A 22339-nucleotide genomic window follows, 5' to 3' on the forward strand; every position below is an offset into this window, starting at 1 on the left:
GATCAGCCGGGGGCGGGGGCCGCGACGAGTTCGACCTCGAAGCCGTCGTCGTTCTCCAGGTAGGCGGCGTAGTGCTGGGGGCCGCCGGCGTGCGGATGGCGGTCCGGGAACATCAGGTGCCAGCCGTGCCCGGTCGACTCCTCGGCCAGGCGCTCGACCGCGGCGGGATCCTCGACGTGGAAGGCCAGGTGGTTCAGGCCCGGCCGGCAGCGGTCGTGCCGGTCCGCGGTGAGGGCCGGGGACTCCTCGACGACCAGGTAGGTCGGTCCGAGCCGCCAGCTGTGGCCGTTCTCCCAGTGCTGGAAGGGGGAGTGGCCCAGTGTCTCCAGGAGCCAGCCGAGCGAGGCGATCGCGCGGTCGAGATCCGGCACCCAGAGTTCGACGTGGTGCAGGGTGCCGCTGACCGGCCGGCTCATCCGTAGAGCTCGCGGGCGCGGGCGAGGTCCACCGGCCCGTCCTCGGGCAGGTGCAGGAAATGGTCGAGCTGCCACTCCTGGGCCCTGCCCGCCTGGCGGTTGGTGGTGGTCACCCACGGTGGGTAGACGCGGAAGGCGCGCTTCCCGCCGGAGCCGTCCGTCGACACCACGCCGTGCCGGCGCAGCGCCTCCGTCGGGAGCACGAACTGGCCGAAGTGGTCACCGTCGCGGGTGCTGATGACGAAGAGGTCCACGGGGTCCGCGGCGTCGAAGGGCTGGATGGGACCGCCCGGGGACCGCTTCCAGACGGTGACGAACTGCCCGACCTTGGTGGGCGTGGTCCGTGCCGCGCGGAACCGGACGGAGCGGCCGTCCAGGGTGAAGGTGTGGGCGGCGTAGTCCGCGCTCTCCGCTTCGGGGACCGGCTGCGAACAGGTGAATCCGCAGGGGTCGTAGACGAGCGCCTTCGCCGCGGCGAGGTCCGCGTGGGACGTGACGGTGTCCGACCACGGTACGGGGCTGGGCGGGGGAGATGGCGCGGGGTGCTTCGTCGTCATTGCCCCACCCTGTCACGCCCCGGACGGGCGCCCGTGACCGGGCCCCCGCGCCGTCCGGCGGCGCGCCCTCACGATTTTCGTTACTGGCGGTAACTCTATTCAAAAATAGGTGAGTTGACTCCGCTTCGAGTGACGGAAATCCAATTGCGTGACTCCTGATGCGTACATACATTCGGGGCGCTCGAAAAGCAGACCGTCCCCTGTGTGACTCCGTGAACTTCCGACCTGGTGAAGGGTCTTTCATGTTCAGTCGCTCGTACGCGGCACGTCTCTCCCTCGTGGTCCTACGGGCCGTGGCGCCCGTTGCCGCGAGCTCCTTCCTCCTGTTGTGGGCACTGCTGGAAGCGGCGCAGGCCGCCGGCGGCCGGGTGGGTGCCCTCGCCGCCCTGCCCGGCGCATCCGTCCAGGCGGCCGGCGTGACCCTCGGCGCCGCCCTCGGCGCACCCGTGGAATGGAGCCTCGCCGGCGGCGCCGGCGGGCAGGTCCACCTCGCCTCCTACGTCGAACGGTGGCCGTGGCTGCTCGTCGGCGCCCTGCTGCCCGTGGCCGTCCTCACCCTGCTCGGCCGCCGGGCCGCCGCCTGGGCGGACCGCCTCTCGATCTCCCGCCACGTGGCCGCCGCTTCCTCGGCGTCGGCGTTCGCCGCGCTCGCCGGCGGCCTGTGGGTGCTGCTCGCACGCTCGGCCTCCGAAGGACTCGTCCGCGTCTGGACGCCGCCGCTCGCCGCGACCGTGGTCCTGCTCGCCTGGGCCCTGCCCGTCGCCTTGACCGCGGCCCTCACCCGGCGCTCCGCCGCGCCCGCCGGCCTCCCGGCCGGGACCCGGGCCGCCCGGGTCCGTACCGCGCGCCGCCGCCGTGCCGTCGTCGCCGGGACGCTCTTCGCCTCCCTCCTGCCGCTGCCCGCCGCCGTCGCCGCCCCCGGCGACCCGTTGCCCGCGGGCCGTCCCACCGGCGACGACTGGAAGACCCGTAGCGACCGTTCGGACCGGGCCCTCGGCCGTCTGCGCGGCGAGAACCCGAAGTCCAAGGTGGTCTCCACGCGGGACACCAAGCGCGGTACCCCCACCTCGGTCGTCCTCGACGCCCCCGTCTCCGGCAGCGCCCCCCAGTGGCTCGACCGCAACGCGGGACTCCTTGGCGCGAACAGACCGTCCGCCGCCCTCCGGGCGATCCGGACCGAGCCGCAGCCCGGAGTGAGCGCGGCCACCGCATCGCGGCACCAGTGGTACCAGCAGACCGTCGACGGGGTCCCCGTGCGCGACGCCCGCGTCGGCGTGCACCTCGACCCGAGCGGCAGCCGGGTCCGGATGCTCAGCAACGGCTTCCGGCCCGACCTCACCGTGGCCTCCACCCGGCCCGGGGTGACGGCGAAGACCGCCGAGGCCCAGGCCCGCGCCGCGCTGCCCGGCGCCACCGCCACCGCCGCGCCCACCCTGATGCTGTACCCGGGCGAGCCCGTCAAGGGCCGCTCCGTGCCGGCCGACCTGGTGTGGGAGGTCCGGCTCGCCAACAGCTCCGGATCCATCGCCAACAGCTACTTCGTCGACGCCGTCGGCGGCACCGGAATCCTCCACGTGCAGAGCAACATCCACGACGCCCTGAACCGCACGGTCTACGACATGGCCGGCTCCAAGACCATGCCCGCCCAGCCGATGATGACCGAGAGCAACCCGGACTACCAGGGCGTGGAGGACGCCCGCCGGGCCTGGTTCGCCATGGGCCACACGTACACGTACTACAAGGAGCGCTTCAACCGCGACAGTTACGACGGCCAGGGCGCCCCGCTGAAGATCATCGTGCGGAACGGGAACATCAACAAGAACGCCTACTGGAGCCCCGACCGCAAGGAGATGCTCTTCGCCGAGGACATGGTCGACCTCAGCGTCTCCGCCCACGAACTGACCCACGCGGTGGACTCGGCCTCCGCCAACCTCGTCTACCAGTACCAGTCCGGGGCGCTCAACGAGAGCTTCTCCGACATCTTCGGCAAGAGCGTCGACCGCTGGCAGGGCGGCAACAACTGGGAGATCGGCAGCAGCGAGATCGCCACGGGCGTCATCCGCGACATGGCCAACCCCGGCAAGTTCGGCCAGCCGGCCCACATGCGCGACTTCGAGGTCAAGTGCGGTGACGCCGGCGGGGTCCACCACAACTCCGGCATCCCGAACCGGGCCTACGTCACCGCGTACGAGAAGCTCGGCGTCAAGGCCGAATACATCTTCTACGAAGCGCTGACCAACTACCTCTTCCCCACGGCCACGTTCGCCGACGCCGTGAACGCCACCCAAGCGGCCGCCTGGGACCGGTACGGCAAGGAGAGCCCCGAGGCCGCGGCCGTCATCGAGGCCTGGAACTCCGTCGGCGTCACCAGCGAGACCGACGACCCGCGCGGCGCCAACTGCGTCTGCTCCGCCGGCTCCTCGCTGCGCACCGCCAAGCTGTCCGCCGACGGCCCGCAGGCCGCGCAGATCCGCGCCGCCCTCTACCTCGCCCAGGACCTGCTGCCCGAGGCCTCCCCGGCGGTCCGCTACTACGTCGACCTCTACAACCAGGACAACGGCCTGATCCAGCCCCTGATGGCGGAACACCCCGCCCTCAACGGCGAGTTCGCCATGGTGCTCCAGACCCTCACCCCGCTCCTGCTGGACGCCGCGAACGTCGACGGAGCCCCACAGGCGACCGTCACCGCCGAGCACATCGCCGCGGTGGACCGGCTCATGGACAACGTGATCGTCGCCGACCAGGGCCGCCCGGGCGGCGGAGCGCTCACCCACTCCATCGCGACGCAGTGGCGCGCCTCCGACTACCGCTCGATCGGCGGGCTCTCGGCCGACGACGCGATGGCCGCCATGGACGCCTCCGTCAAGGACCGGCTGTGACGGCCCGCTTCCCCTTCCTGCGGCTGCTGCTCACCGGATCGCTCCTGGTCCTGCTCGGCGCGCTGCCCACGACCACGGGCGGCGCCCCCGCCCGGGCCGCGGTCCCGCCCGCCGCAGGGGCCAAGGTCGCACCCGAGCTCGCCCGGAAGGTCGCGGGCGGCGGCCGCGCCGACTTCGTGGTGTTCCTGTCGGCCCGCGCCGATCTCGCGCGGGCCCGCGGGACCACCGACCACGGAGCACGCGTCGCCGCCGGCACGGAGGCCCTCAAGGGCGCCGCGCAGGACAGCCAGAAGGGCCCCTCCGCCGTGCTCCGCCGGGCCGGGATCCAGCACCAGGGGTTCTGGCTGGTCAATGTGATCGTGGTGGAGAGCGGGGACGAGAAGACCGTACGCACGCTCGCCGAGCAGCCCGAGGTACGGGAGATCCGCCAGGTGGCGCCCGTCCGGCTGCCCGAACCCCCGTCGGGGGCGAAGGCCACCGCCGACACCCCGGCCGCGCCGCCCGCCGGGTGGAACATCCCCGCCACGGGCGCCCCGCAGGCCTGGGAGCGCTTCGGAACCCGCGGCGAAGGCGTGGTCATCGCCTCCATCGACACCGGGGTCCAGTTCGACCACCCCGCCCTCGCGGCCTCGTACCGGGGCAACGCGGGCGGCGGCACCTACAACCACGACTACAACTGGTACGACCCGACCAAACTCTGCGGCAAGCCGATGCTGACCCCCTGCGACAACAACGGCCACGGCACCCACACCATGGGTACGGCGGCCGGCGGCAACGGGCCGGACGGAGCGCCGATCGGGATGGCCCCGGGCGCGCGCTGGATCGCCGCCAAGGGGTGCGAGGGCGGCAGCTGCTCCGTCGACAGCCTGCTGCGCGCCGGTGAGTGGCTCGCCGCACCCACCGATCTGCGCGGCGAGAACCCGCGGCCGGACCTCGCACCCCACGTGGTCAACAACTCCTGGGGAATGTTCGGCAACGACCCCTTCTACACCGAGATGGTGCAGGGGTGGCGGGACCTCGGGATCTTCCCCGTCTTCGCGGCGGGCAACAGCGGACCGGAGTGCGACACCACCGGTTCGCCCGGCGACTACCCGACCACCTACTCGGTCGCCGCCTACAGCCCGTCCGGGGAGATCGCGAAGTTCTCCAGCCGCGGGCACCCCGGCCGTCCCGGCAAACCCGACATCACCGCACCGGGCGAGACCATCCTCTCCAGCATGCCCGGCGGCAAGTACCAGGTGATGAGCGGGACATCGATGGCCGCGCCCCACGTGGCCGGGGCCGTCGCCCTGCTGTGGTCCGCGTCCCCCCGGCTCATCGGCGACTTCGCCGCGACTGCCGCACTGCTCGGCTCCACCGCGGTCGACGTCGCCGACGTGACCTGCGGCGGAACCGCGGCGCGCAACGGCGTCTGGGGCGAAGGCCGGATGGACGTCCTCGCCGCCATGGCGGCCGCCCCGAAGGGCGACATGGGAGCCGTGTCCGTGCGCCTGACCGACGTGGACGACGGGCAGCCCGTTGCGGGCGCGCTCGCCAAGGTCACCGGGCAGGGCATGGAACGGGTCGGCGCCACCGCGCCCGACGGCACCCTGCGGCTGGTCCTGCCGACCGGCCACTACACCGTTGCCGTCTCGGCCTTCGCCCACCTGCCCGCGTCGAAGACCTTCACGGTCACGGCCGGTCAGACCGCCTCGGTGGCGCTCGCCCTGCCGGACGCGCCCACCGTGGACCTGACCGGCCCACTGCACGACATCGTCGGCCAGCCGGTCAAGGGGGCGCAGGTCCGCCTGGAGCGGACCCCGCTGCCGGCCGTCACGAGCGACGCGACGGGCACGTACCGGATCGGCGGAGTGCCTCCCGGTACCTACTGGCTGACGGTCTCCGACGCCGGTTGCGGACTGGGCAGCCGGCGGGAGGTCACGGTCACCGCCGGAGCGCAGCCCGCACTCGTGATGGGCGTCCGCGACGACGCGGCGGGACACACCTGCCACGGAGTGCCCTACACCCCGCTCGCCGCGCCCGATCCGATCGCGCTGACCGGCGACGACGCCTTCGTATCGGTACCGCTGCCCTTCCCCGTCGCCCACTACGGGCAGACGTACGGCACGGCCTGGGTGAGCACCAACGGCTTCCTCAGTTTCCTGGCCGGCACGAAGATGGCGGCCAACTCGGCCCTGCCGCACGGCGGTCCGCCGAACGCCTCGGTCATCCCCTTCTGGGACGACCTGGTCGTCGACGCCTCCGCCTCCGTGCGCAAGGGAGTCTCGGGAGCCGCGCCGCAGCGCCGGTTCGTCATCGAATGGCGCAACGTCCTGATCTACGGGACGACCCAGCGCATCACCTTCCAGGCGGTCCTGGAGGAACAGGGGGGCAGCACGCTCCAGTACGTCGACATCCCGGAGGCGGACCGGGCGCAGGGCTCCTCGGCGACCGTCGGCATCGACAACGCCGACGGCTCGATCGCCGTGCCGTTCTCCCACAACCGCCCGATCCTCAGTGCGCAGCGGGCGTACCGCTTCGCGGTCCCGGGCGTGCTCCAGGGCGAGATCCGCGACCTCGACACGGGAGCCCTCCTCGACCAGGCGCTCGTGAAGGTCACCACCCCGAACGGGACGGCCTTCGAGGCCCGCACCGATGCCACCGGGCGCTACGCGCTGCGGCTGCCGTACGGCGACCACCAGGTCGCGGCCAGCACACCGCTGCACGCGCCCACCGTCGCACCCGTGACGGTGACCCCGGCCAAGTCGGTGCTGGCGCACGACTTCCGGCTCGACGCCAACGGCGTACGGGGGGTGGTGCGCACCGAGGACGGAGCCGCACTACCCGGAGTGAGCGTCACCCTGGACGACGTCACGCCCCCCGTGGTCACCGGGCCGTCGGGGGAGTACCGGTTCGTGGCGGTGCCGGCCGGACAGCACCGGGTGACGGCCGTACTGGACGGCTGCCGCGTCACGGGGCAGGCCGTCATGGACATCGAGTCCATGGAGACGCACGACTTCGTCCTGTCCCGCAAGCGGGACGCCTTCGGGCACCTCTGCACGCGCGCGAGCCAGAGCGTCGCTCCGGTGAACGGCACACCTTTGGCCCTCACCGGGGACGATGCGGAGGTCGCGGTCGACCTGCCGTTCGCCCTACCGATCTACGGGAAGAGCTACAACCGGGCCTACGTCAGCACCAACGGCGTGCTGTCCTTCAACCGACCGCACTACTTGTGGAACCCGGGGGAAATTCCCACGCGGAACGGGACGAACGCTGCACTCTATCCCTTCTGGGACGACCTGAGCATGGACCAGGAGTCTTCGGTGCACACGGCGGCGACCGGCACGGCGCCACACCGCAGCTTCACCGTGGAATGGCGCAAGATGCGCTTCCGGGCGGACGGAACGCGCATCACCTTCCAGGCCACGGTGGAGGAGGGCGGCACGGTCCGGTTCTCCTACCTCGACATCCCCGAGGGGAACGAGCAGGCGGCGGGCTCCCACGCCACCATCGGCATGGAGAACGACGCGGGTACGGACGCGCTCTCCTACTCCTACCGCCGGCGGTCCGTGCGCTCCGGTGAGGTGGTGACGATCACCGGTCCCGCCTCGCCGTAGGCGGACGGAGGTCCCGGACGGAGGTCCCGGACACAGGCCCCCACCCCACCGGCCGTCCGGCCGGACCGCGCACACCCCGCGCGGTCCGGCCCGGGCGGCCGTGCCGCTTCGGGCGGTCAGTCCAGGTCGATGTGGACGCTGGTGGACTTCACCCGGGCGACGGCCCGTACGCCGACCGCGAGCCCGAGTTCCTCGACCGCCTCACGGGTCAGCAGGGAGACCACCCGGTGCGGGCCGGACTGGATCTCGACCTGGGCGGCGACCTCGCCGAGCCGCACCGCCGTCACGATCCCGGGCAGTGCGTTGCGGACCGAGGTGGCGGACTCGCCCTCGCCGTCGGCGGCCTCCTGGGCGAGCGCCACGCAGAAGGCGGCCAGATGCACCCCCTCGACCATCCGCCGGTTGCCGTCCCGCAGGGTCGGGAAGCGGCCCGCGTCCGCCCAGCGGCGGGCGGTGTCGGTGCTGACGCGGAGGAGTTGAGCGGCCTCGCCGATCGTGTACAGGTGCACGCCGCAACTCTATGCCCGACGCGGCGGCCCCCGGATCGGTAGGCTGGAGCCGCCGGGCGCCCGCCACGTAGCGGCACGCAGTGGAGGTACGGATGGGGAGCACCACGACCGGACCGAGCGAGCCGACCGGACGGACCGCGGGCGGCGGCGCCGACCCGGGACTGTACGGCCCGTCCTCCGTCACCTGGCAGTGCCACGGCGACCCGATGATGTGGATCGCCGGACTCCGGGCGCTCTACCTCCAGGCCCTCCACCCGCGCGCCGTCCGCGGAGTCGTGGAGAACTCCGACTTCCGGTCGGACGCCTGGGGACGGCTGCTGCGCACCGCCGACTTCGTCGGCACCCTCACCTACGGCACCACCGAGGCCGCCGAGCGCGCCGGCCTCCGCGTCCGCACGATCCACCGCAAACTGTCCGCCACCGATCCGGACACCGGCGAACGCTTCCCCGTCGACGACCCCGAGCTGCTGCTGTGGATCCACTGCGCGCAGATCGACAGCTTCCTGCACGTCCTGCGCCGCTCCGGCGTCCCCCTCACCGCCGCCCAGGCCGACCGCTACGTCGACGAGAACCGCGTGAACGCCCGTCTCGTGGGACTCGACCCGGCCGGGGTCCCCGCCGACACCGCCGGGCTCGCCGCGTACTTCGAGCGGATCCGCCCCGAACTCGCCGCCGGCCCCGACGCCCTCGCCGTGGACGACTTCCTGCGCGGCCCGCCCGTCCCCTCCCTGCTCGTACGTGGCCGAAACCTGCTGTGGCCGCCCGTAGCCGGCCTGGCGTACGGTTCCCTCCCGGGCTGGGCACACCAGCTGTACGGGCGGTCCGCACCGGCACCGCGCAGCGTCACCCGGCGCCTGCGCCTCACCGGGCGCGTACTGCGCAGCATTCCCGCAGGTCTACGCTGGCAGCTGCCTCCAGGTCACATCTTGAAAGCGATGCGCCGCATGGGCCCCGGGAGTCGCCCCTCGCCGTACACACTGCGTACATCAGCGGCCATACTGGACCGGCCGGGGAGGGCGTAGCACGAAATCGGGGGCGGCTTTAAGACATGGCGGAGTCCAGACTGATCCAGGGCCGTTACCGGTCGCTCGATCTGATCGGGCGCGGCGGCATGGGCGAGGTGTGGCGCGCCCGGGACGAGTCGCTGGGCCGGCAGGTCGCCGTGAAGTGCCTCAAGCCGATCGGCGCCGAGCAGGACGCCCACTTCACCCAGGTGCTCCGCGAGCGGTTCCGGCGCGAGGCGCGCGTGGCCGCGTCCCTCCAGCACCGCGGGGTCACCGTCGTCCACGACTTCGGCGACGACAGCGCCGCCGGCGGCCCGCTCTACCTCGTCATGGAACTCCTCGAGGGCCGCAACCTCAGCCAGCTCCTGGAGGACAACGACGCGCGCCCGCTCCCCGTGGACGTGGTCGTCGACATCGCGGAGCAGATGGCCGCCGCCCTCGGCTACACCCATGACCAGGGCGTCGTCCACCGGGACCTGAAGCCCGCCAACATCATGCGGCTCACCGACGGCACCGTGAAGATCTGCGACTTCGGCATTGCCCGCCTCGCCCACGACATCGGCTTCACCGCCAAGCTCACCGGCGGCAGCATGGCCATGGGAACCCCGCACTACATGTCGCCCGAACAGATCGCGGGCGGCGAGGTCGACCACCGCAGCGACCTCTACTCCTTCGGCTGCGTCCTGTACGAGATCGCCACCGGCGCCCCGCCCTTCGACCTGGGCGACTCCTGGTCGGTGCTGGTCGGCCACCGCGACAACGCCCCCGTACCGCTGCGCGAGCACCGCCCCGAGCTGCCCGGATACTTCGACGAAGTGGTCCTGGACCTGCTCGCCAAGCGCCCGGAGGACCGGCCGGGCGACGCCCGCCACGTGCACCACCGGCTGGTCGAGGCACGGCTGGGACCGGGCGGGTTGCCCGGCGCCCAGGCCCCGCTCCCGCCCTGGGCCCGCGGCATGACCGCCGGCCGCAAGGCCGGGATCGACGCCCGGCCGGCGAGCGGCGAGTGGGCCGTGCTCACCGGAGCCTGGACGGCCGCGCGCCCCGCGGGCCGGCAGCCGGTGCCGCGCCCGCGCGGCGCGTACCCCCCGGTCCACCCCGGCACCACCACCATCATCCGTCCCGCGGCCGAAGAGGACCCGCGGCTCACCGCCGCGTACGGGTTCCCGCGCCCCGCCGGCCCGCGGGGCAACGGCCCCGACGCGCTCGCCGCCGGCCACGCGCGCGCGTACGCCCTCAGCCGCGCCGGCCGGCCCGACGAGGCCCTCGCCGGGTACACGGCCGTGGCCGAGGGGCGCACGCGGGTACTCGGCGCGGACCACGCCGACACCCTCGCGGCGCGCCAGGAGACCGCCTACGAGCTGGGTCGGCTCGGGCGCAACCAGGAGGCGCACGACGTCTACCGCGCGGTGCTCGTCGCCCGCGAGCGGACCATGGGCCCGCTCCACCCCGACACCCTGCGCTGCCGGCACAACCTGGCCTGCGCGCTCGGTGCGCTGGGCCGGTACGCGGACGCCCACGCCACCGCGGCCGGGGTCGCCGCCGACCGGGCCGCCGTCCTGGGCGCCGAGCACGCGGACACCTTGCTGACCCGCTACGAGGCGGCGTACGCGCTCGGTCGCCTGGAGCGCTGGCAGGAGGCCCTGGTCGCCTTCCACGAGGTCGGCGTCGTACGGGAGCGGGTGCTCGGCCCCGACCACCCCGACACCCTGGCCGCCCGCTACGAGGTCGGCATCGCGCTCGGCCGCACCGGCCGCACGCAACAGGCCCTCGACCTGTTCCGGGGCCTGGTCCGCGACCGCACCCGCGCCTACGGGGTCACCGACCCCGAGACGCTGCGCGCCCGGCACGTCCTCGGGGTCAACCTGGGCCGGCTGGAGCGCTGGGCGGAAGCGGTGGCCGAGGCGCGCCAGGTGGGCGCCCTGCGCGCCGAGGTGCTCGGGCCCGAGCACCCGGACACCCTGGTCAGCCGCCGGGAACTGGCCGGAGGGCTGGGCAGGCTGGGCCGCTGGGACGAGGCGCTGCCCATCTACCGGGACCTCTCCGGCATCCGCGAGCGGTCCCTCGGCGACGAACATCCCGACACGGTCCTGGCCCACGCCGACGAGGCCCACTGTCTGGAGCGGCTCGGCCAGGTGTGCTACCAAGAGCCATGACGACCTTCGGGCGGGACGTGTACGACGACGTGATCGTGGGCGGTGGGCACAACGGCCTGGTGGCCGCCGCGTACCTGGCGCGGGCGGGCCGCTCGGTGCTGGTCCTGGAGCGGCTCGGCAACACGGGCGGGGCGGCGATCTCCAGCCGCCCCTTCGTGGGCGTCGACGCCAGGCTCTCGCGCTACTCGTACCTCGTCTCCCTGCTCCCGTCGAAGATCGTGCGCGACCTGGACCTGCGGTTCGAGGTACGCCGCCGCACGATCTCCTCGTACACGCCCACCGAGCGGGGCGGGCGCCCCGGCGGACTGCTCGTCGGCGGCGGAGAACAGCGCACCCGGGAGTCCTTCGCGCGGCTGACCGGCTCGGACCGGGAGTACGAGAGCTGGCGCGCCTTCTACGGCACCACCGGGCGGGTCGCCGAGAAGGTGTTCCCGACCCTGACCGAGCCCCTGCCCACGCGGGCGGAGCTGCGCGCCCGGATCGACGACGAGGCCGCCTGGCGGATGCTCTTCGAGGAGCCCCTCGGGCAGGCCGTGGAGCGGAACTTCGCCGACGACCTGGTCCGCGGGGTGGTCCTGACGGACGGGTTGATCGGCACCTTCGCGGACGCGCACGACCCCTCCCTCGCGCAGAACCGCTGCTTCCTCTACCACGTCATCGGCGGCGGGACCGGTGACTGGGACGTGCCCGTGGGCGGCATGGGCGCGCTGACGGACGCCCTCGCGGCGGCGGCCCGGGCGGCCGGCGCCGAGATCGCGACCGGCCACGAGGTGCTGCGGATCGACACGGACGGGGTCGCCCCGGCCGAGGTGGTGTTCCGCACGGCGACCGGGGAGGGCCGGGTCGTCGGCCGCACGGTCCTGGTGAACGCCTCGCCGCGGGCCCTGGCCGAACTCCTCGGCGAAGCCCCGCCGGAGGGCGCGGCGCCGGCCCCCGAGGGCGCCCAGCTCAAGGTCAACATGCTGCTGCGCCGACTGCCCCGGCTGCGGGACACCTCGGTCGACCCGGGCGAGGCCTTCGGCGGCACCTTCCACATCGCCGAGGGCTATGCCGAGCTGGCCCGGGCCTACGCGGAGGCCGCCTCCGGCGAACTGCCCTCCGTACCGCCCTCGGAGATCTACTGCCACTCCCTGACCGACCCGACGATCCTCGGCCCGGAACTGGTGGAGCAGGGCTACCAGACCCTCACCCTCTTCGGCCTGCACGCTCCGGCCCGGCTGTTCGAGCACGACAACCAGCAGGCCCGCGAGGTCCTGCTGACGGCCACCCTCGCGCAGCTCGATGCGCACCTGGCCGAACCGCTCACCGACTGCCTCGCCTTCGACGCGGACGGACGCCCGTGCATCGAGGCGAAGACCCCGCAGGACCTGGAGCGCGAACTGCGGCTGCCCGGCGGCCACATCTTCCACCGGGACCTGTCCTGGCCCTACGCCGATCCGGGCGGCCGGTGGGGCGTGGAGACCGCGCACCGCAACGTCCTGCTGTGCGGGGCGGGCGCGGTCCGCGGCGGCGGAGTCAGCGGGGTCCCCGGACACAACGCGGCAATGGCGGTACTCGGGCACTAGGCCGGACCAGGCCGGACTAGGCCGGACGGGTGGATCATGGGGGCCCCGCCCGGTCGGCGGGCCGGGTGCGCGGCCCGGTCACGACCCGGAATCGGGGGTGTCCGGGGCCACGGCGCGCGGTGCGGCACGGGGCGACGGAACTTGCCCGGGACGGTGGCGGTTTTGCAGGCTGTCCGTTGCTGGTCCCCTTCGAGGCCAATCGGCCCGGGGACGGCAGTCAGCCGAGGGAAGGAACCGCTCCGTGTCCGCCGAACTCTCCGACGACCTGAAGAAGCTCATCGACGACAGCCCGGTCTTCGCCACCGTGGCCACGATCCAGCCGGACGGCAGCCCGCAGCTGTCGGTCACCTGGCTCACCCGGGACGGCGACGACCTGCTCGTCTCCACGACGGTCGGCCGCCGCAAGGAGAAGAACCTGCGCGCGGACCCGCGGGTCACGGTCATGATCAACCCGGCGGACGCGCCCTACACCTACGCCGAGGTCCGCGGCACCGCCGAACTGACCACCGAGGGCGGGCAGGAGCTGATCAACGAGCTGTCGCGCAAGTACACGGGCCAGGACTACGCGGACTTCAACCCGGCGTCGAAGGACGACGCCGAACGCGTCGTCGTCCGTGTCAGCCCGCGCAAGGTGGTCGGCTCGATCTGACGAAGGCCGGACCGGCCGGCGGGAGGCGGGCTCCCGCCGGCCCGTCGTCATCCGGTGGGTTCGATGACGACGATCGGGATCTCGCGATCCGTCTTGGCCTGGTACTCGTCGTACGCGGGCCAGTGCCCGACCATCACCGGCCAGTACGCGGCGCGTTCCTCGGAGGTGGCGGTGCGGGCCGTGCCCTGCATGGTCTTCGGGCCGACCTGGATGCGGACCGCGGGGTGCTCGGAGAGGTTCCGGTACCACAGCGGGTGCGCGGGGTCGCCGCCCTTGGAGGCGACGACCAGGTAGGCGCCTTCGGCCTCGCCGTAGATGAGCGGGGTCCGCACGGGCTTGCCGGACACCCGGCCCAGGGTGGTGAGCAGCAGGGTCTGGGTGCCGTTCCAGTACTGGCCTTCGGAGCCGCCCGAGCCCACGTACAGCTTGACGTGGTCCAGCTGCCAGGATCCCTCCCTGGGGTCGGTCGGGTGGTCCCAGTCGATGTCGGTCGTCATGTGACTCCGCCTGCCTCTGCGTCGGAACGGTCAGCGAACCTCACCAACGAGCGGCAACGCCCGCAGGCACGGTGTCCATTCCGTGGGCCAGCGCGAATCCCTCGAACAGCGCCATCCCGGCCCGGTGTGCGACCCGGTTCGGGGGCCGGGGGCGGCGAGGAGACGGCCGAGGACCGCGCCGTCACCGTGGTGGGCACCTGCGCAGTGGGGGAGGGGCAGGTGCCCACGGGGGGCGGCCGCGGGCCGCTCGCCGGTTCGGCCGCCGCTCTCCAGCGTAGGACGTTCCGGGCCGGGAGGGGATGGCGAGCTCGGCACCGGGGCCTGATCGGGAACTTCCCGTGGTGGTTGACCGTTCATCCATGTGTGGGTCCGGGCAGGGGCTGATGCCCCCGCCCGGTACGCCCCGGTCGGCCTCCCCCCGTTATGTTTTTCGCGGTCCTGCAATGGGGCCGCTGGCCTCCGGGCCCGGTATGACTGTGTCCCCTCTGTCGGACGAATGACCTGGGGGGTGGTGTCGCCGGGCCCGTGGGGTGCCGTCACAGACGCTGATGAGAGACCCGGCCACCGCCCGGTCCGGCGCAATGCCGGGCAGCGACGTGGGCGGCAGGTCTGCATAACGTGGATGCGCGAGCACGGTGCCGTTGCCGAGGCCGGCCTGGTCAACGACCCTGAGAGGGTGCGATGTTCGACATCGAAGGCGTGGGCGTCTTCCTCGGGATGGACGTCGGCAAGACCGCCCACCACGGCCACGGGCTCACCCCGGCCGGGAAGAAGGTTTTCGACAAGCCCATGCCCAACAGCGAACCCAGGCTGCGGGCCGTCTTCGACAAACTCAAGGCCAAGTTCGGCACCGTCCTGGTCATCGTCGACCAGCCCGCCTCGATCGGCGCTCTGCCCCTGACCGTCGCCCGGGACGCGGGCTGCGAGGTCGCCTACCTGCCCGGACTCGCCATGCGGCGGATCGCCGACCTCTACCCGGGCGAGGCGAAAACCGACGCGAAGGACGCGGCGGTCATCGCGGACGCCGCCCGGACGATGCCTCACACCCTGCGTTCGCTGGAGCTGACCGACGAGATCACCGCCGAGCTCACGGTGCTGACCGGCTTCGACCAGGACCTCGCCGCCGAGGCCACCCGCACCAGCAACCGGATACGCGGCCTGCTCACCCAGTTCCACCCGAGCCTCGAGCGCGTGCTCGGGCCCCGGCTGGACCACCCCGCCGTCACCTGGCTCCTCGAGCGATACGGATCCCCCGCCGCCCTGCGCAAGGCCGGCCGCCGCAGACTCGTCGAGGTGATCCGGCCCAAGGCCCCGCGGATGGCCGCGCGGCTGATCGACGAGGTCTTCGACGCTCTCGACGAGCAGACCGTCGTGGTCCCGGGAACCGGCACTCTCGACATCGTGATCCCGTCCCTGGCCGCCTCCCTCTCCGCGGTCCACGACCAGCGCCGGGCCCTGGAGGCGCAGATCAGCACCCTGCTGGAGGCCCACCCTCTTCACCAGGTCCTGACCTCGATGCCCGGAGTCGGCGTCAGGACCGCCGCCGTCCTGCTGGTCACCGTCGGCGACGGCACCAGCTTCCCCACCGCTGCCCACCTCGCCTCCTACGCCGGCCTCGCCCCGACAACCAGATCCTCGGGGACCTCGATCCACGGCGAACACGCGCCACGAGGCGGAAACCGGCAGCTCAAACGCGCCATGTTCCTCTCCGCCTTCGCCTGCATGAACGCCGACCCCGCCTCACGCGCCTACTACGACCGGCAAAGGGCCCGCGGCAAAACACACACCCAAGCCCTCCTCCGGCTCGCCCGCCAACGCATCAGCGTCCTGTTCGCCATGCTCCGGGACGGCACCTTCTACGAGTCCAGAACCCCCACCATCACCCTCGCCGCATGACCACCCCAAACGCCCGCATACCCGGCACCACGTCCTTGACGAAGGACATAGAGACACCCCCCCGGCCGTCCGGGGCCCGCCCCGATCGGCCTTCCCCCCCCCCCGGCCGGTCGGGGCCCACGTCCCCCGACCGGCGCAAGCCGGGCGGTGTCCGGAAGCCCGCGCCGACAGGCCCGGGCGGGGGCCCGCGACCTGCCGGTTCCCGGCCGGCCTGGAACCGGGCCGGGTGCCCGGCGCCGTCCGCTCCGGACGGGATCGGAGGCCGCCGCTCCGGATCGGGGCTACGTTCCGATGGCATGAACCACATATCCGGTGATCGCCGCCCCGGCCCCACCCGTCGTGCCCTGCTCACCGCAGGGGCGGGCGCCGCCCTCGCGGCGGGTTGCACCCGCGGCGGCGCCCCGGGCGCTCCGGCGGCAGCGTCCAGCGGCTCGGCCCCGCCCACCGCAGCCGCGACCACAGCGGCCGCGGGCGGCCTCACCCCGGGCGCGATGACGCTCTTCAAGGACCCGGCGTACAACTTCAACGGACTCCTCGCGCTCGGTGGCTCGGGCGCCGGCGCAGCCGAAGTCGGCGAGGTCCTCACGGCCGTGAACACGATTAACGACGCCGGGCTGACCGCGCAGACGTACGTGCAGACCTTCCGCGCACTCGGCGACCAGCTCCTGGAGGCACCCCCGGGTGCCCCGGCCGACGGCCAGACCAAGCGGTTCCGGGCGCTGCGCGCCGCCCAGTACTACGGGCAGGCGCTGTTCTTCGTCCTCGGCTCGGACGACCCAGCCAGCGAGGAGGCGCTGTACAAGGCGGGGCGCGGGGCCTGGGACACCTTCTGCGGCCTGTGCGAGCCCGCCCCGGTGAAGGCGAACGTGCCCTACGGCGCCACGCCGCTGCCGGTGTGGTTCTTCCGCCCCGACACCTCCGGCACCCCGCGCCCGACGGTGATCCTGACCAACGGCAGCGACGGCCAGAACGTGGACATGTGGACCTACGGGGTCCCCGCCGCGCTCGACCGGGGCTGGAACGCGCTCGTCTACGACGGGCCGGGCCAGGGGCAGCTGCTCTTCGTGGACCAGGTCGTCTTCACGCCCACCTGGGAGAAGGTCGTCACGCCCCTCGTCGACTGGCTGACCGCCCGCTCCGACGTGGACCCGGACAAGATCGCCCTCACGGGTCTGAGCATGGCGGGGGACCTCGCCCCGAGGGCGGCGGCCTTCGAGACCCGGATCGCCGCACTGGTGGCCATGCCGGGCTGCGTGGAGCCGTGGCTGGGCTTCCCGCCGGAGATCCGGAAGATCCTCACTCCGGACAAGCAGGAGACGAACGACATCTGGAACAAGGAGGTGGTCCCCGAACTGCCTCCGGACGCGGCCGACGTGATGAAGAAGCGCTTCGAGCCGTTCTCCATCCCCGCGATGCTCGAAGCCCGCAGGGGAAAGCTGTTCACCGACTTCTACACCCCCGCCACCCGGATCCAGGCGCTGTCGATCACCGATGTCGTCGGCCGCATCAAGGCCCCCACCCTGGTGCTGGACTACGAGGGCGAGCAGTTCTACCCCGGCCAGCCGCGCCGCATGTACGACGCCCTCACCTCGCCGAAGGACTACCTGAAACTGACGGCGGCCCAGGGCGCCCAGCTGCACTGTTCCCCCATGGCCCCGCAGCTGCACTGCGAGGTCGTCTTCGACTGGCTCCAGAAGACGCTCCTGAACCGCTGACGGCCGGCCCGCACTCCGGGCCGGCCGTGAGTGCGGGCCGGCCGGGACGGCGGAGCCGGCACCCGACGCGCACCATCTCGTCAGAAGCCGAAGGAGTTGTGCGGTTCCGGGTCGGTCCAGAACATCCGGGCCAGCTGCCCGATCGCACCGTCGGTGTGCGCAGTGATGTGGCCCGCATACGCCAGGTGGTGCGCCGACATGCCCCCGAAGTAAAGCGAGCTGAGCGCTGCGAGGGTGATGGTCAGGTCCGCCGCCTCGTCGGTGGGAACGCACGTCGCCACGGGGCCGTCCGCTTTCAGGTGCCACGTTCCGTTGTTCGCCCGGCACATCCGGTCGTCGCCGATCGTGAACCTCAGCTCGCCGGGCGTCGGGTACGAGCGTTGCGTCAGGGCGCGGGGGACGTCGAGGAGGCGCGCCCAGAGGTTTTCGCTCTGGCGGGTGATGCGCATCGCCCGCGGGTTCCTGAGCATCCACCGCAGGGGTTCGTCGCGCGGACGGGCGGCCGCCACGACGGTCTTGGTGAGGTCGAAGTCGATCAGTAGTCCCCACAGGGCACGGTAGGCCACCGGGTTCGTCGCCTCCAGGGCTTCCACCACGAGGCTTCCGGCGTGGTCCGTGGTCCGTGACCACGGCAGTCGGAAGTTGGCGATGCCGTCCACCTCGCCGTGCTGGTCGCGGTGGGTGAGGTAGCGCAGTGGCCCGTTCGTGCCGTCCGCTTCGTCGGACAGCCCGTCCCACTGTCCGGGGAGAGGCCCGAGTTCTCCGACGCGGTGGGCCCGCACCTGCGCGTGCACCCGGGGCCAGGCCTCCTTCGCCCGTGCGGCTTCGACCAGCTCCAGCGATCCGGGATCTGGCTCCGCCGGAAGGAGGGCGGCTTCGTGACGGGCCAGCTCCCACCGGGTGCGGTAGGTCGCGGGCGAGAAGCCGAACCGCCCGTAGATGCCGCCCTCGCTCGCGCTGAGCATCGCGAGCGGCTCGCCCCGCTCCAGGGCCGCGTCGAACATGGCCTGCATCATCTGCCGCAGGTACCCGCGCCGGCGGTGCGTTGCGATCACCCCGGTGGAAGTGACGCCGGCCATGCGTGTCCTTCCGCCACCGGGAACCGTCACCTCGAAGGAGATGGCGCCGGACGCGCCGACGCACCGGCCGTCGACGAACGTCGCGATCGGGTGGAAGGACCCGTCCTCGATGTCGGCCGCGGCGTACTTCTCGAGCTGGTCCGCGCTCGCAGGCGCGTTCTGCGGGGGCCAGGGCTCCGGGCCGCCGTGCCACGCGGCATCCGCGGGTTCCCAGCTCGGCAATCCGTTCGTGAACGGTAGTGCCCGGTAGTACGGCGTCATCTCATCGTGTCGCGGCGGGCGGATCTCGGTCACCATGCCCGACATTGCATCCGTCACCTTCTCGATCTTGCAACGGAATATCCGCTCCGGGCTCGCGCGTCCGTTCGAATGCCTCCCGAGGGCCCGTTCCGCGGCCGGGGCCGTCCCGACCCCGCATGATGGGGGCGTCGCCGCTCGGCGGCCTCGACGACGGTCCTTCGATGTGGAGCAGGGGTGCCATGGCGACCATTGCGGTGACCGGCCACGCGAACCTCACCGGGGCGAGCCTCCCCCTGATCGCAGGGGCGCTGGCCCCGCTGCTCGCCCGCTACCCGGCCGCGGAGCTCACCGGAATCTCGTGCCTGGCCGCCGGCGCGGACACGGTCTTCGCGGACGCCGTCCTCGCGCGGGGCGGGCGGCTGGTGGCGGTGCTCCCCTCGGCCGACTACCGCGCACGCGTGCCGGACGGACCGCAGGCCGCCGCATTCGACCGCCTCCTGCGAGCAGCCGCCGAGGTCAAGGTCATGCCGTACCGAAGGGCGGGTGCTGTTGCCTACGCCGCCGCCAACCGACTGCTGCTCGGCCGGGCCGAGCTCCTGGTCGCGGTCTGGGACGGCGCTCCGGGCGGCCGGCAGGGCGGGACGGGCGACGCCGTGGCGATGGCCCGCGCACAGGGGACGCCGGTGGAGGTCGTCTGGCCGGCCGGTGCCGCTCGGCGGCCCCTGATCCGTCCCGATCGACGAGGCGCCCCGCTGCGGCCGTGACCTAGGATCCGGCCATGATCGCCGAACTGCAATGCGTGGTCCTCGACTGTCCCGAGCCGCAGTCGCTCGCCGAGTTCTACCGGTCCCTGCTGGGCGGGAACGTCAACCAGCCGGACCGTCGCTGGGCGCTCGACGAGAGCTGGGCGACGCTCCACACTCCCTCGGGCCCGGTCCTCGCCTTCCAGCAGGCCCTGGACCATGTGCCGCCGCGCTGGCCCGACCCCACCCGCCCCCAGCAGTTCCACCTGGACCTCGGCGTCCCGGACCTGGACCGGGCACAGGAGGAGGTGCTGGCGGCCGGTGGGACGCTGCTCGACGGCTCGGACGGGCGCGGCTGGCGGATCTACGCGGACCCGGCGGGGCATCCCTTCTGCCTCGTACGGGACTGAGCCGCGGCGGCGGTGGGCGAGGTCAGTCCGCCGACCGGGTCCAGCCGATGGCCTCGATGCGGTCGGCGTCGGCGGGGCGGTCCTCCGCGAAGAGCAGGCGGCCCGGTTCCGCCACGCGGACCACGTCCACGTAGGCCCCGCGCCCCACGTAGCGGCCGGTCGCGGTGTGGCGCAAGCGCAGCCGTACCTCGCGCCCGGCCCAGGCGGCCGTGAGGGGGGCTTCGAGACGGTGCCAGACGCGGCCCGACCAGCCGCTCACGGAGCCCCGCGGCCACTGCTCGGGTGTGCCACCGGTGGACCGCAGCGTGCTGAAGGGCAGCGCCTCCCAATGTTCCCCGTCGGCGGAGGCCTCCAGGTGCAGGGCGCCCTCGCCGGGCACGGTGTCCCACCACACGGCGCAGCGCAGCCGGGCGGCGGCCGTGGCCGGGCGGAGCGGCGGCAACGTGAGGGTGCCCGAGGCGCCCGCCCGGATGCCGGAGAACCAGGCCGCGCCGCCGTGCCGGGTGCGGACCGGAACGGCGCGGGCGAAGCGGTTGCCGACCGCGACCCGGGGCGCGCTACCGGCCCGCCAGGTCCGCACGGGGTGGACGGAGTTGCCGAGCAGGACGAGGAACGAGTCGGTGGAGGGGTCCAGGACCAGGGAGGTGCCGGTGAAGCCGGTGTGACCGGCGGAGTGCGGGGTGGCCATGGCGCCCATGTACCAGTGCTGGTAGAGCTCGAAGCCGAGACCGTGGTCGTCGCCGGGGAAGGCCGTGTTGTAGTCGGTGAAGAGCAGCTCGACCGAGGCGGGGCGCAGGATGCGCTTGCCCGCGTAGACCCCGCCGTCGAGGAGGGCGCGGGCGAGGACGGCCAGGTCCCAGGCGGTGCCGAAGACCCCGGCGTGGCCCGCGACGCCGCCGAGCGCGTACGCGTTCTCGTCGTGCACCTCCCCCCACACCAGCCCGCGGTCCAGGCCGGACCAGGGCGGGCGCTGCACCTCGGTGGCGGCGATGACCCGGCGCCAGGAGCGCGGCGGGTTGTACCGCGTGCGGTGCATCCCGAGCGGAGCGGTGACCTCGTCGCGGAGCAGGGCGTCCAGGGCGCGACCGGTGATGCGTTCCAGGAGCAGTTGCAGCGCGATGAGGTTGAGGTCGGAGTACCGGTAGACGGTGCCGGGGGTCTCCTGCGGCCTGACCGACCACAGGAGCCTCAGCCGCCCCTCCCGCGTGGCTTCTTGGTAGAAGGGCGCCCAGGAGCGCAAGCCCGAGGTGTGCGTCAGCAGCTGACGGACCGTGATGATCTCCTTGCCGCCCCCGGTGAACTCCGGCAGGTACCGGCACACCGGCGCCTCCAGTTCCAGGCGCCCGCGCTCCATCTGCTGGACCGCCAGGACGGAGGTGAACAGCTTGGTCAGCGAGGCCAGGTCGAAGACCGTGTCCTCGGTCATCGCGATCCGTTCGGCTGCCGGGAACTCCCTGACCCGGTCGGTCCGTCCGTCGTAGTCCGCGTACCGGACGGCGTACCCCATGGCGCGGTGCAGGGCGATGGTGCGGCCCCGGCCGGCGAGGACCACCGCTCCCGCGTAGTAGGGGTGTTCGGGGGAGGGGCCCAGGAAGCGCCGGGCTTCGTCCGCCACCCCCTCCAGGTGCTTCTCCAGCAACCCGGCCTGGCGGGCGGATCCGTACCGCAGCCGCAGGCCCTGGAGCGCGCGCCGCTCGGCCGGGCCGCCCGCGGCACCCGCGGAGCCGGGGAGCGCGGCGTGCAGGACGAGCACCCCGCCCAGGGCGAGCAGTCGCGCCCCGAGCCGTCGCCGCGTCAACGCGCGGCCCGGTTCGTCCACGCCCGCGTGCCCCTGCCCGGGTGCCCGCTCCGGCTGCCGCCCGCGGTCCTGTTGGTGCGGGACCTCCGATGCGTCCCCGTTCGCGTGCCCCGTACCGGGCGGCTGCTCGCGCTCCGGCTCCGGCTCCGGCTCCGGCCCGCGGCCGTGCCGGGGCCCGACCGCCGGTCCGCCGCTGCCGCCACCTGCGCGGTCCCGCCCGTGCTGCGGCTCGCGCGGCTGTTCACGGCCGGGGCCGTCCGGCCGTGCCGTGCCGATGTCCGCCGCCGCCCCGGCCCCCGTGTCCGCTGCCATGTCCGGCCCTCCTAGTCCACAACCAGAACCCCGCTGCCCGCACCTGCCGTCCGCGCCCGCCGTCCGTACCCGCCGTCCGCACCCGCGTCTGTCGCCGACGGTGTGCCGTCCTGCCGCGTGCCGTGCCGAGCCGCGCCGCGGTCGGGGCCGCGGTTCCGGAGCGCCCGCCGCCCGGGCCGGAGCCCGGAATCCGCCGAGCGCGCCGCAGGCGATCCGCACGGTAGTGGGTATCTGCCCGCCCACCGGGCACCCTCCGCACCGACCGACCCGTAAAGAATCTGACACTGCATCAGAAAATCTCTTCCCTCGACCGCCGGG

The 22339-nt window shown here is 73.2% G+C and carries 16 protein-coding genes; 10 read left to right on the forward strand and 6 right to left on the reverse strand.

The window, feature by feature from the left end; translation table 11 throughout:
- Positions 1 to 2: 2 nt before the first annotated feature.
- Together OG207_RS38410 and OG207_RS38415 are read right to left on the reverse strand one after the other, a co-directional pair.
- On the reverse strand, positions 3 to 416 hold the full coding sequence (locus OG207_RS38410; protein ID WP_329105467.1) for a VOC family protein: 414 nt from the start codon (positions 414 to 416) through the stop codon (positions 3 to 5).
- A complete protein-coding gene (locus tag OG207_RS38415) occupies positions 413 to 973 on the reverse strand; it encodes a MepB family protein (RefSeq protein WP_329105469.1) in 561 nt (186 codons plus the stop codon). Before OG207_RS38415 ends, OG207_RS38410 begins: the two co-directional genes overlap by 4 nt.
- A gap of 242 nt (positions 974 to 1215) precedes the next feature.
- Here OG207_RS38415 and OG207_RS38420 point away from each other — a divergent pair, with 242 nt between their 5' ends.
- Positions 1216 to 3852: a M4 family metallopeptidase gene (locus OG207_RS38420; protein ID WP_329105471.1), complete on the forward strand. Its 2637-nt coding sequence runs from the start codon at positions 1216 to 1218 to the stop codon at positions 3850 to 3852.
- Positions 3849 to 7448, forward strand: a complete 3600-nt coding sequence (locus OG207_RS38425; protein WP_329105473.1) for a S8 family serine peptidase — start codon at positions 3849 to 3851, stop codon at positions 7446 to 7448. Before OG207_RS38420 ends, OG207_RS38425 begins: the two co-directional genes overlap by 4 nt.
- A gap of 116 nt (positions 7449 to 7564) precedes the next feature.
- On the opposite strand, the gene OG207_RS38430 is transcribed toward OG207_RS38425, so the two are convergent.
- Complete coding sequence (locus tag OG207_RS38430; RefSeq protein WP_329105475.1) at positions 7565 to 7957, reverse strand: TOBE domain-containing protein; 393 nt, start codon at positions 7955 to 7957, stop codon at positions 7565 to 7567.
- A 92-nt stretch (positions 7958 to 8049) separates the two neighbouring features.
- Between OG207_RS38430 and OG207_RS38435 the strand changes: the two genes are divergently transcribed.
- From OG207_RS38435 to OG207_RS38450, 4 genes are all read left to right on the forward strand, one after another.
- On the forward strand, positions 8050 to 8979 hold the full coding sequence (locus tag OG207_RS38435) for an oxygenase MpaB family protein (protein WP_329105477.1): 930 nt from the start codon (positions 8050 to 8052) through the stop codon (positions 8977 to 8979).
- 26 nt (positions 8980 to 9005) lie between these two features.
- Positions 9006 to 11117, forward strand: a complete 2112-nt coding sequence (locus OG207_RS38440; protein ID WP_329105480.1) for a serine/threonine-protein kinase — start codon at positions 9006 to 9008, stop codon at positions 11115 to 11117.
- Entirely contained in the window at positions 11114 to 12682 is a 1569-nt protein-coding gene (locus tag OG207_RS38445; protein WP_329105482.1) for a phytoene desaturase family protein, read from the forward strand. The genes OG207_RS38440 and OG207_RS38445 overlap by 4 nt, the downstream gene beginning before the upstream one ends.
- 241 nt (positions 12683 to 12923) lie before the next feature.
- Positions 12924 to 13331 carry a PPOX class F420-dependent oxidoreductase gene (locus OG207_RS38450; RefSeq protein WP_329105484.1) on the forward strand — a complete coding sequence of 136 codons (408 nt, stop codon included), beginning with the start codon at positions 12924 to 12926 and terminating at the stop codon, positions 13329 to 13331.
- A 47-nt stretch (positions 13332 to 13378) separates the two neighbouring features.
- Here OG207_RS38450 and OG207_RS38455 read toward each other — a convergent pair whose 3' ends face one another.
- Positions 13379 to 13828 (reverse strand): nitroreductase family deazaflavin-dependent oxidoreductase, encoded by a 450-nt coding sequence (locus OG207_RS38455; RefSeq protein WP_329105487.1) that lies wholly within the window; start codon positions 13826 to 13828, stop codon positions 13379 to 13381.
- A gap of 681 nt (positions 13829 to 14509) precedes the next feature.
- Between OG207_RS38455 and OG207_RS38460 the strand changes: the two genes are divergently transcribed.
- Entirely contained in the window at positions 14510 to 15724 is a 1215-nt protein-coding gene (locus OG207_RS38460; RefSeq protein WP_329095776.1) for an IS110 family transposase, read from the forward strand.
- A gap of 296 nt (positions 15725 to 16020) precedes the next feature.
- Positions 16021 to 17439, forward strand: a complete 1419-nt coding sequence (locus OG207_RS38465; protein ID WP_329105489.1) for an alpha/beta hydrolase family protein — start codon at positions 16021 to 16023, stop codon at positions 17437 to 17439.
- An 80-nt stretch (positions 17440 to 17519) separates the two neighbouring features.
- Here OG207_RS38465 and OG207_RS38470 read toward each other — a convergent pair whose 3' ends face one another.
- Positions 17520 to 18836, reverse strand: a complete 1317-nt coding sequence (locus OG207_RS38470; protein WP_329105491.1) for a GNAT family N-acetyltransferase — start codon at positions 18834 to 18836, stop codon at positions 17520 to 17522.
- A 161-nt stretch (positions 18837 to 18997) separates the two neighbouring features.
- Here OG207_RS38470 and OG207_RS38475 point away from each other — a divergent pair, with 161 nt between their 5' ends.
- Both OG207_RS38475 and OG207_RS38480 read left to right on the forward strand, forming a co-directional pair.
- Complete coding sequence (locus OG207_RS38475) at positions 18998 to 19522, forward strand: hypothetical protein (protein WP_329105493.1); 525 nt, start codon at positions 18998 to 19000, stop codon at positions 19520 to 19522.
- A 14-nt stretch (positions 19523 to 19536) separates the two neighbouring features.
- A complete protein-coding gene (locus tag OG207_RS38480) occupies positions 19537 to 19911 on the forward strand; it encodes a VOC family protein (protein WP_329105495.1) in 375 nt (124 codons plus the stop codon).
- A gap of 22 nt (positions 19912 to 19933) precedes the next feature.
- Here OG207_RS38480 and OG207_RS38485 read toward each other — a convergent pair whose 3' ends face one another.
- The gene (locus OG207_RS38485; RefSeq protein ID WP_329105497.1) at positions 19934 to 22021 is read right to left on the reverse strand and encodes a serine hydrolase; all 2088 of its coding nucleotides are present in this window, start codon (positions 22019 to 22021) and stop codon (positions 19934 to 19936) included.
- Positions 22022 to 22339: the final 318 nt, after the last annotated feature.

This window comes from Streptomyces sp. NBC_01439 (assembly GCF_036227605.1).
GTDB lineage: Bacteria > Actinomycetota > Actinomycetes > Streptomycetales > Streptomycetaceae > Streptomyces.

Bases quoted from the DNA above. Each gene is read 5' to 3' on its own strand.
- OG207_RS38465 (WP_329105489.1), top strand. From the start codon at position 16,021: ATGAACCACATATCCGGTGATCGCCGCCCCGGCCCCACCCGTCGTGCC.
- OG207_RS38410 (WP_329105467.1), bottom strand. From the start codon at position 416: ATGAGCCGGCCGGTCAGCGGCACCCTGCACCACGTCGAACTCTGGGTG.
- OG207_RS38435 (WP_329105477.1), top strand. From the start codon at position 8,050: ATGGGGAGCACCACGACCGGACCGAGCGAGCCGACCGGACGGACCGCG.
- OG207_RS38485 (WP_329105497.1), bottom strand. From the start codon at position 22,021: ATGGCAGCGGACACGGGGGCCGGGGCGGCGGCGGACATCGGCACGGCA.
- OG207_RS38445 (WP_329105482.1), top strand. From the start codon at position 11,114: ATGACGACCTTCGGGCGGGACGTGTACGACGACGTGATCGTGGGCGGT.
- OG207_RS38440 (WP_329105480.1), top strand. From the start codon at position 9,006: ATGGCGGAGTCCAGACTGATCCAGGGCCGTTACCGGTCGCTCGATCTG.
- OG207_RS38415 (WP_329105469.1), bottom strand. From the start codon at position 973: ATGACGACGAAGCACCCCGCGCCATCTCCCCCGCCCAGCCCCGTACCG.
- OG207_RS38455 (WP_329105487.1), bottom strand. From the start codon at position 13,828: ATGACGACCGACATCGACTGGGACCACCCGACCGACCCCAGGGAGGGA.
- OG207_RS38475 (WP_329105493.1), top strand. From the start codon at position 18,998: ATGGCGACCATTGCGGTGACCGGCCACGCGAACCTCACCGGGGCGAGC.
- OG207_RS38420 (WP_329105471.1), top strand. From the start codon at position 1,216: ATGTTCAGTCGCTCGTACGCGGCACGTCTCTCCCTCGTGGTCCTACGG.
- OG207_RS38480 (WP_329105495.1), top strand. From the start codon at position 19,537: ATGATCGCCGAACTGCAATGCGTGGTCCTCGACTGTCCCGAGCCGCAG.
- OG207_RS38460 (WP_329095776.1), top strand. From the start codon at position 14,510: ATGTTCGACATCGAAGGCGTGGGCGTCTTCCTCGGGATGGACGTCGGC.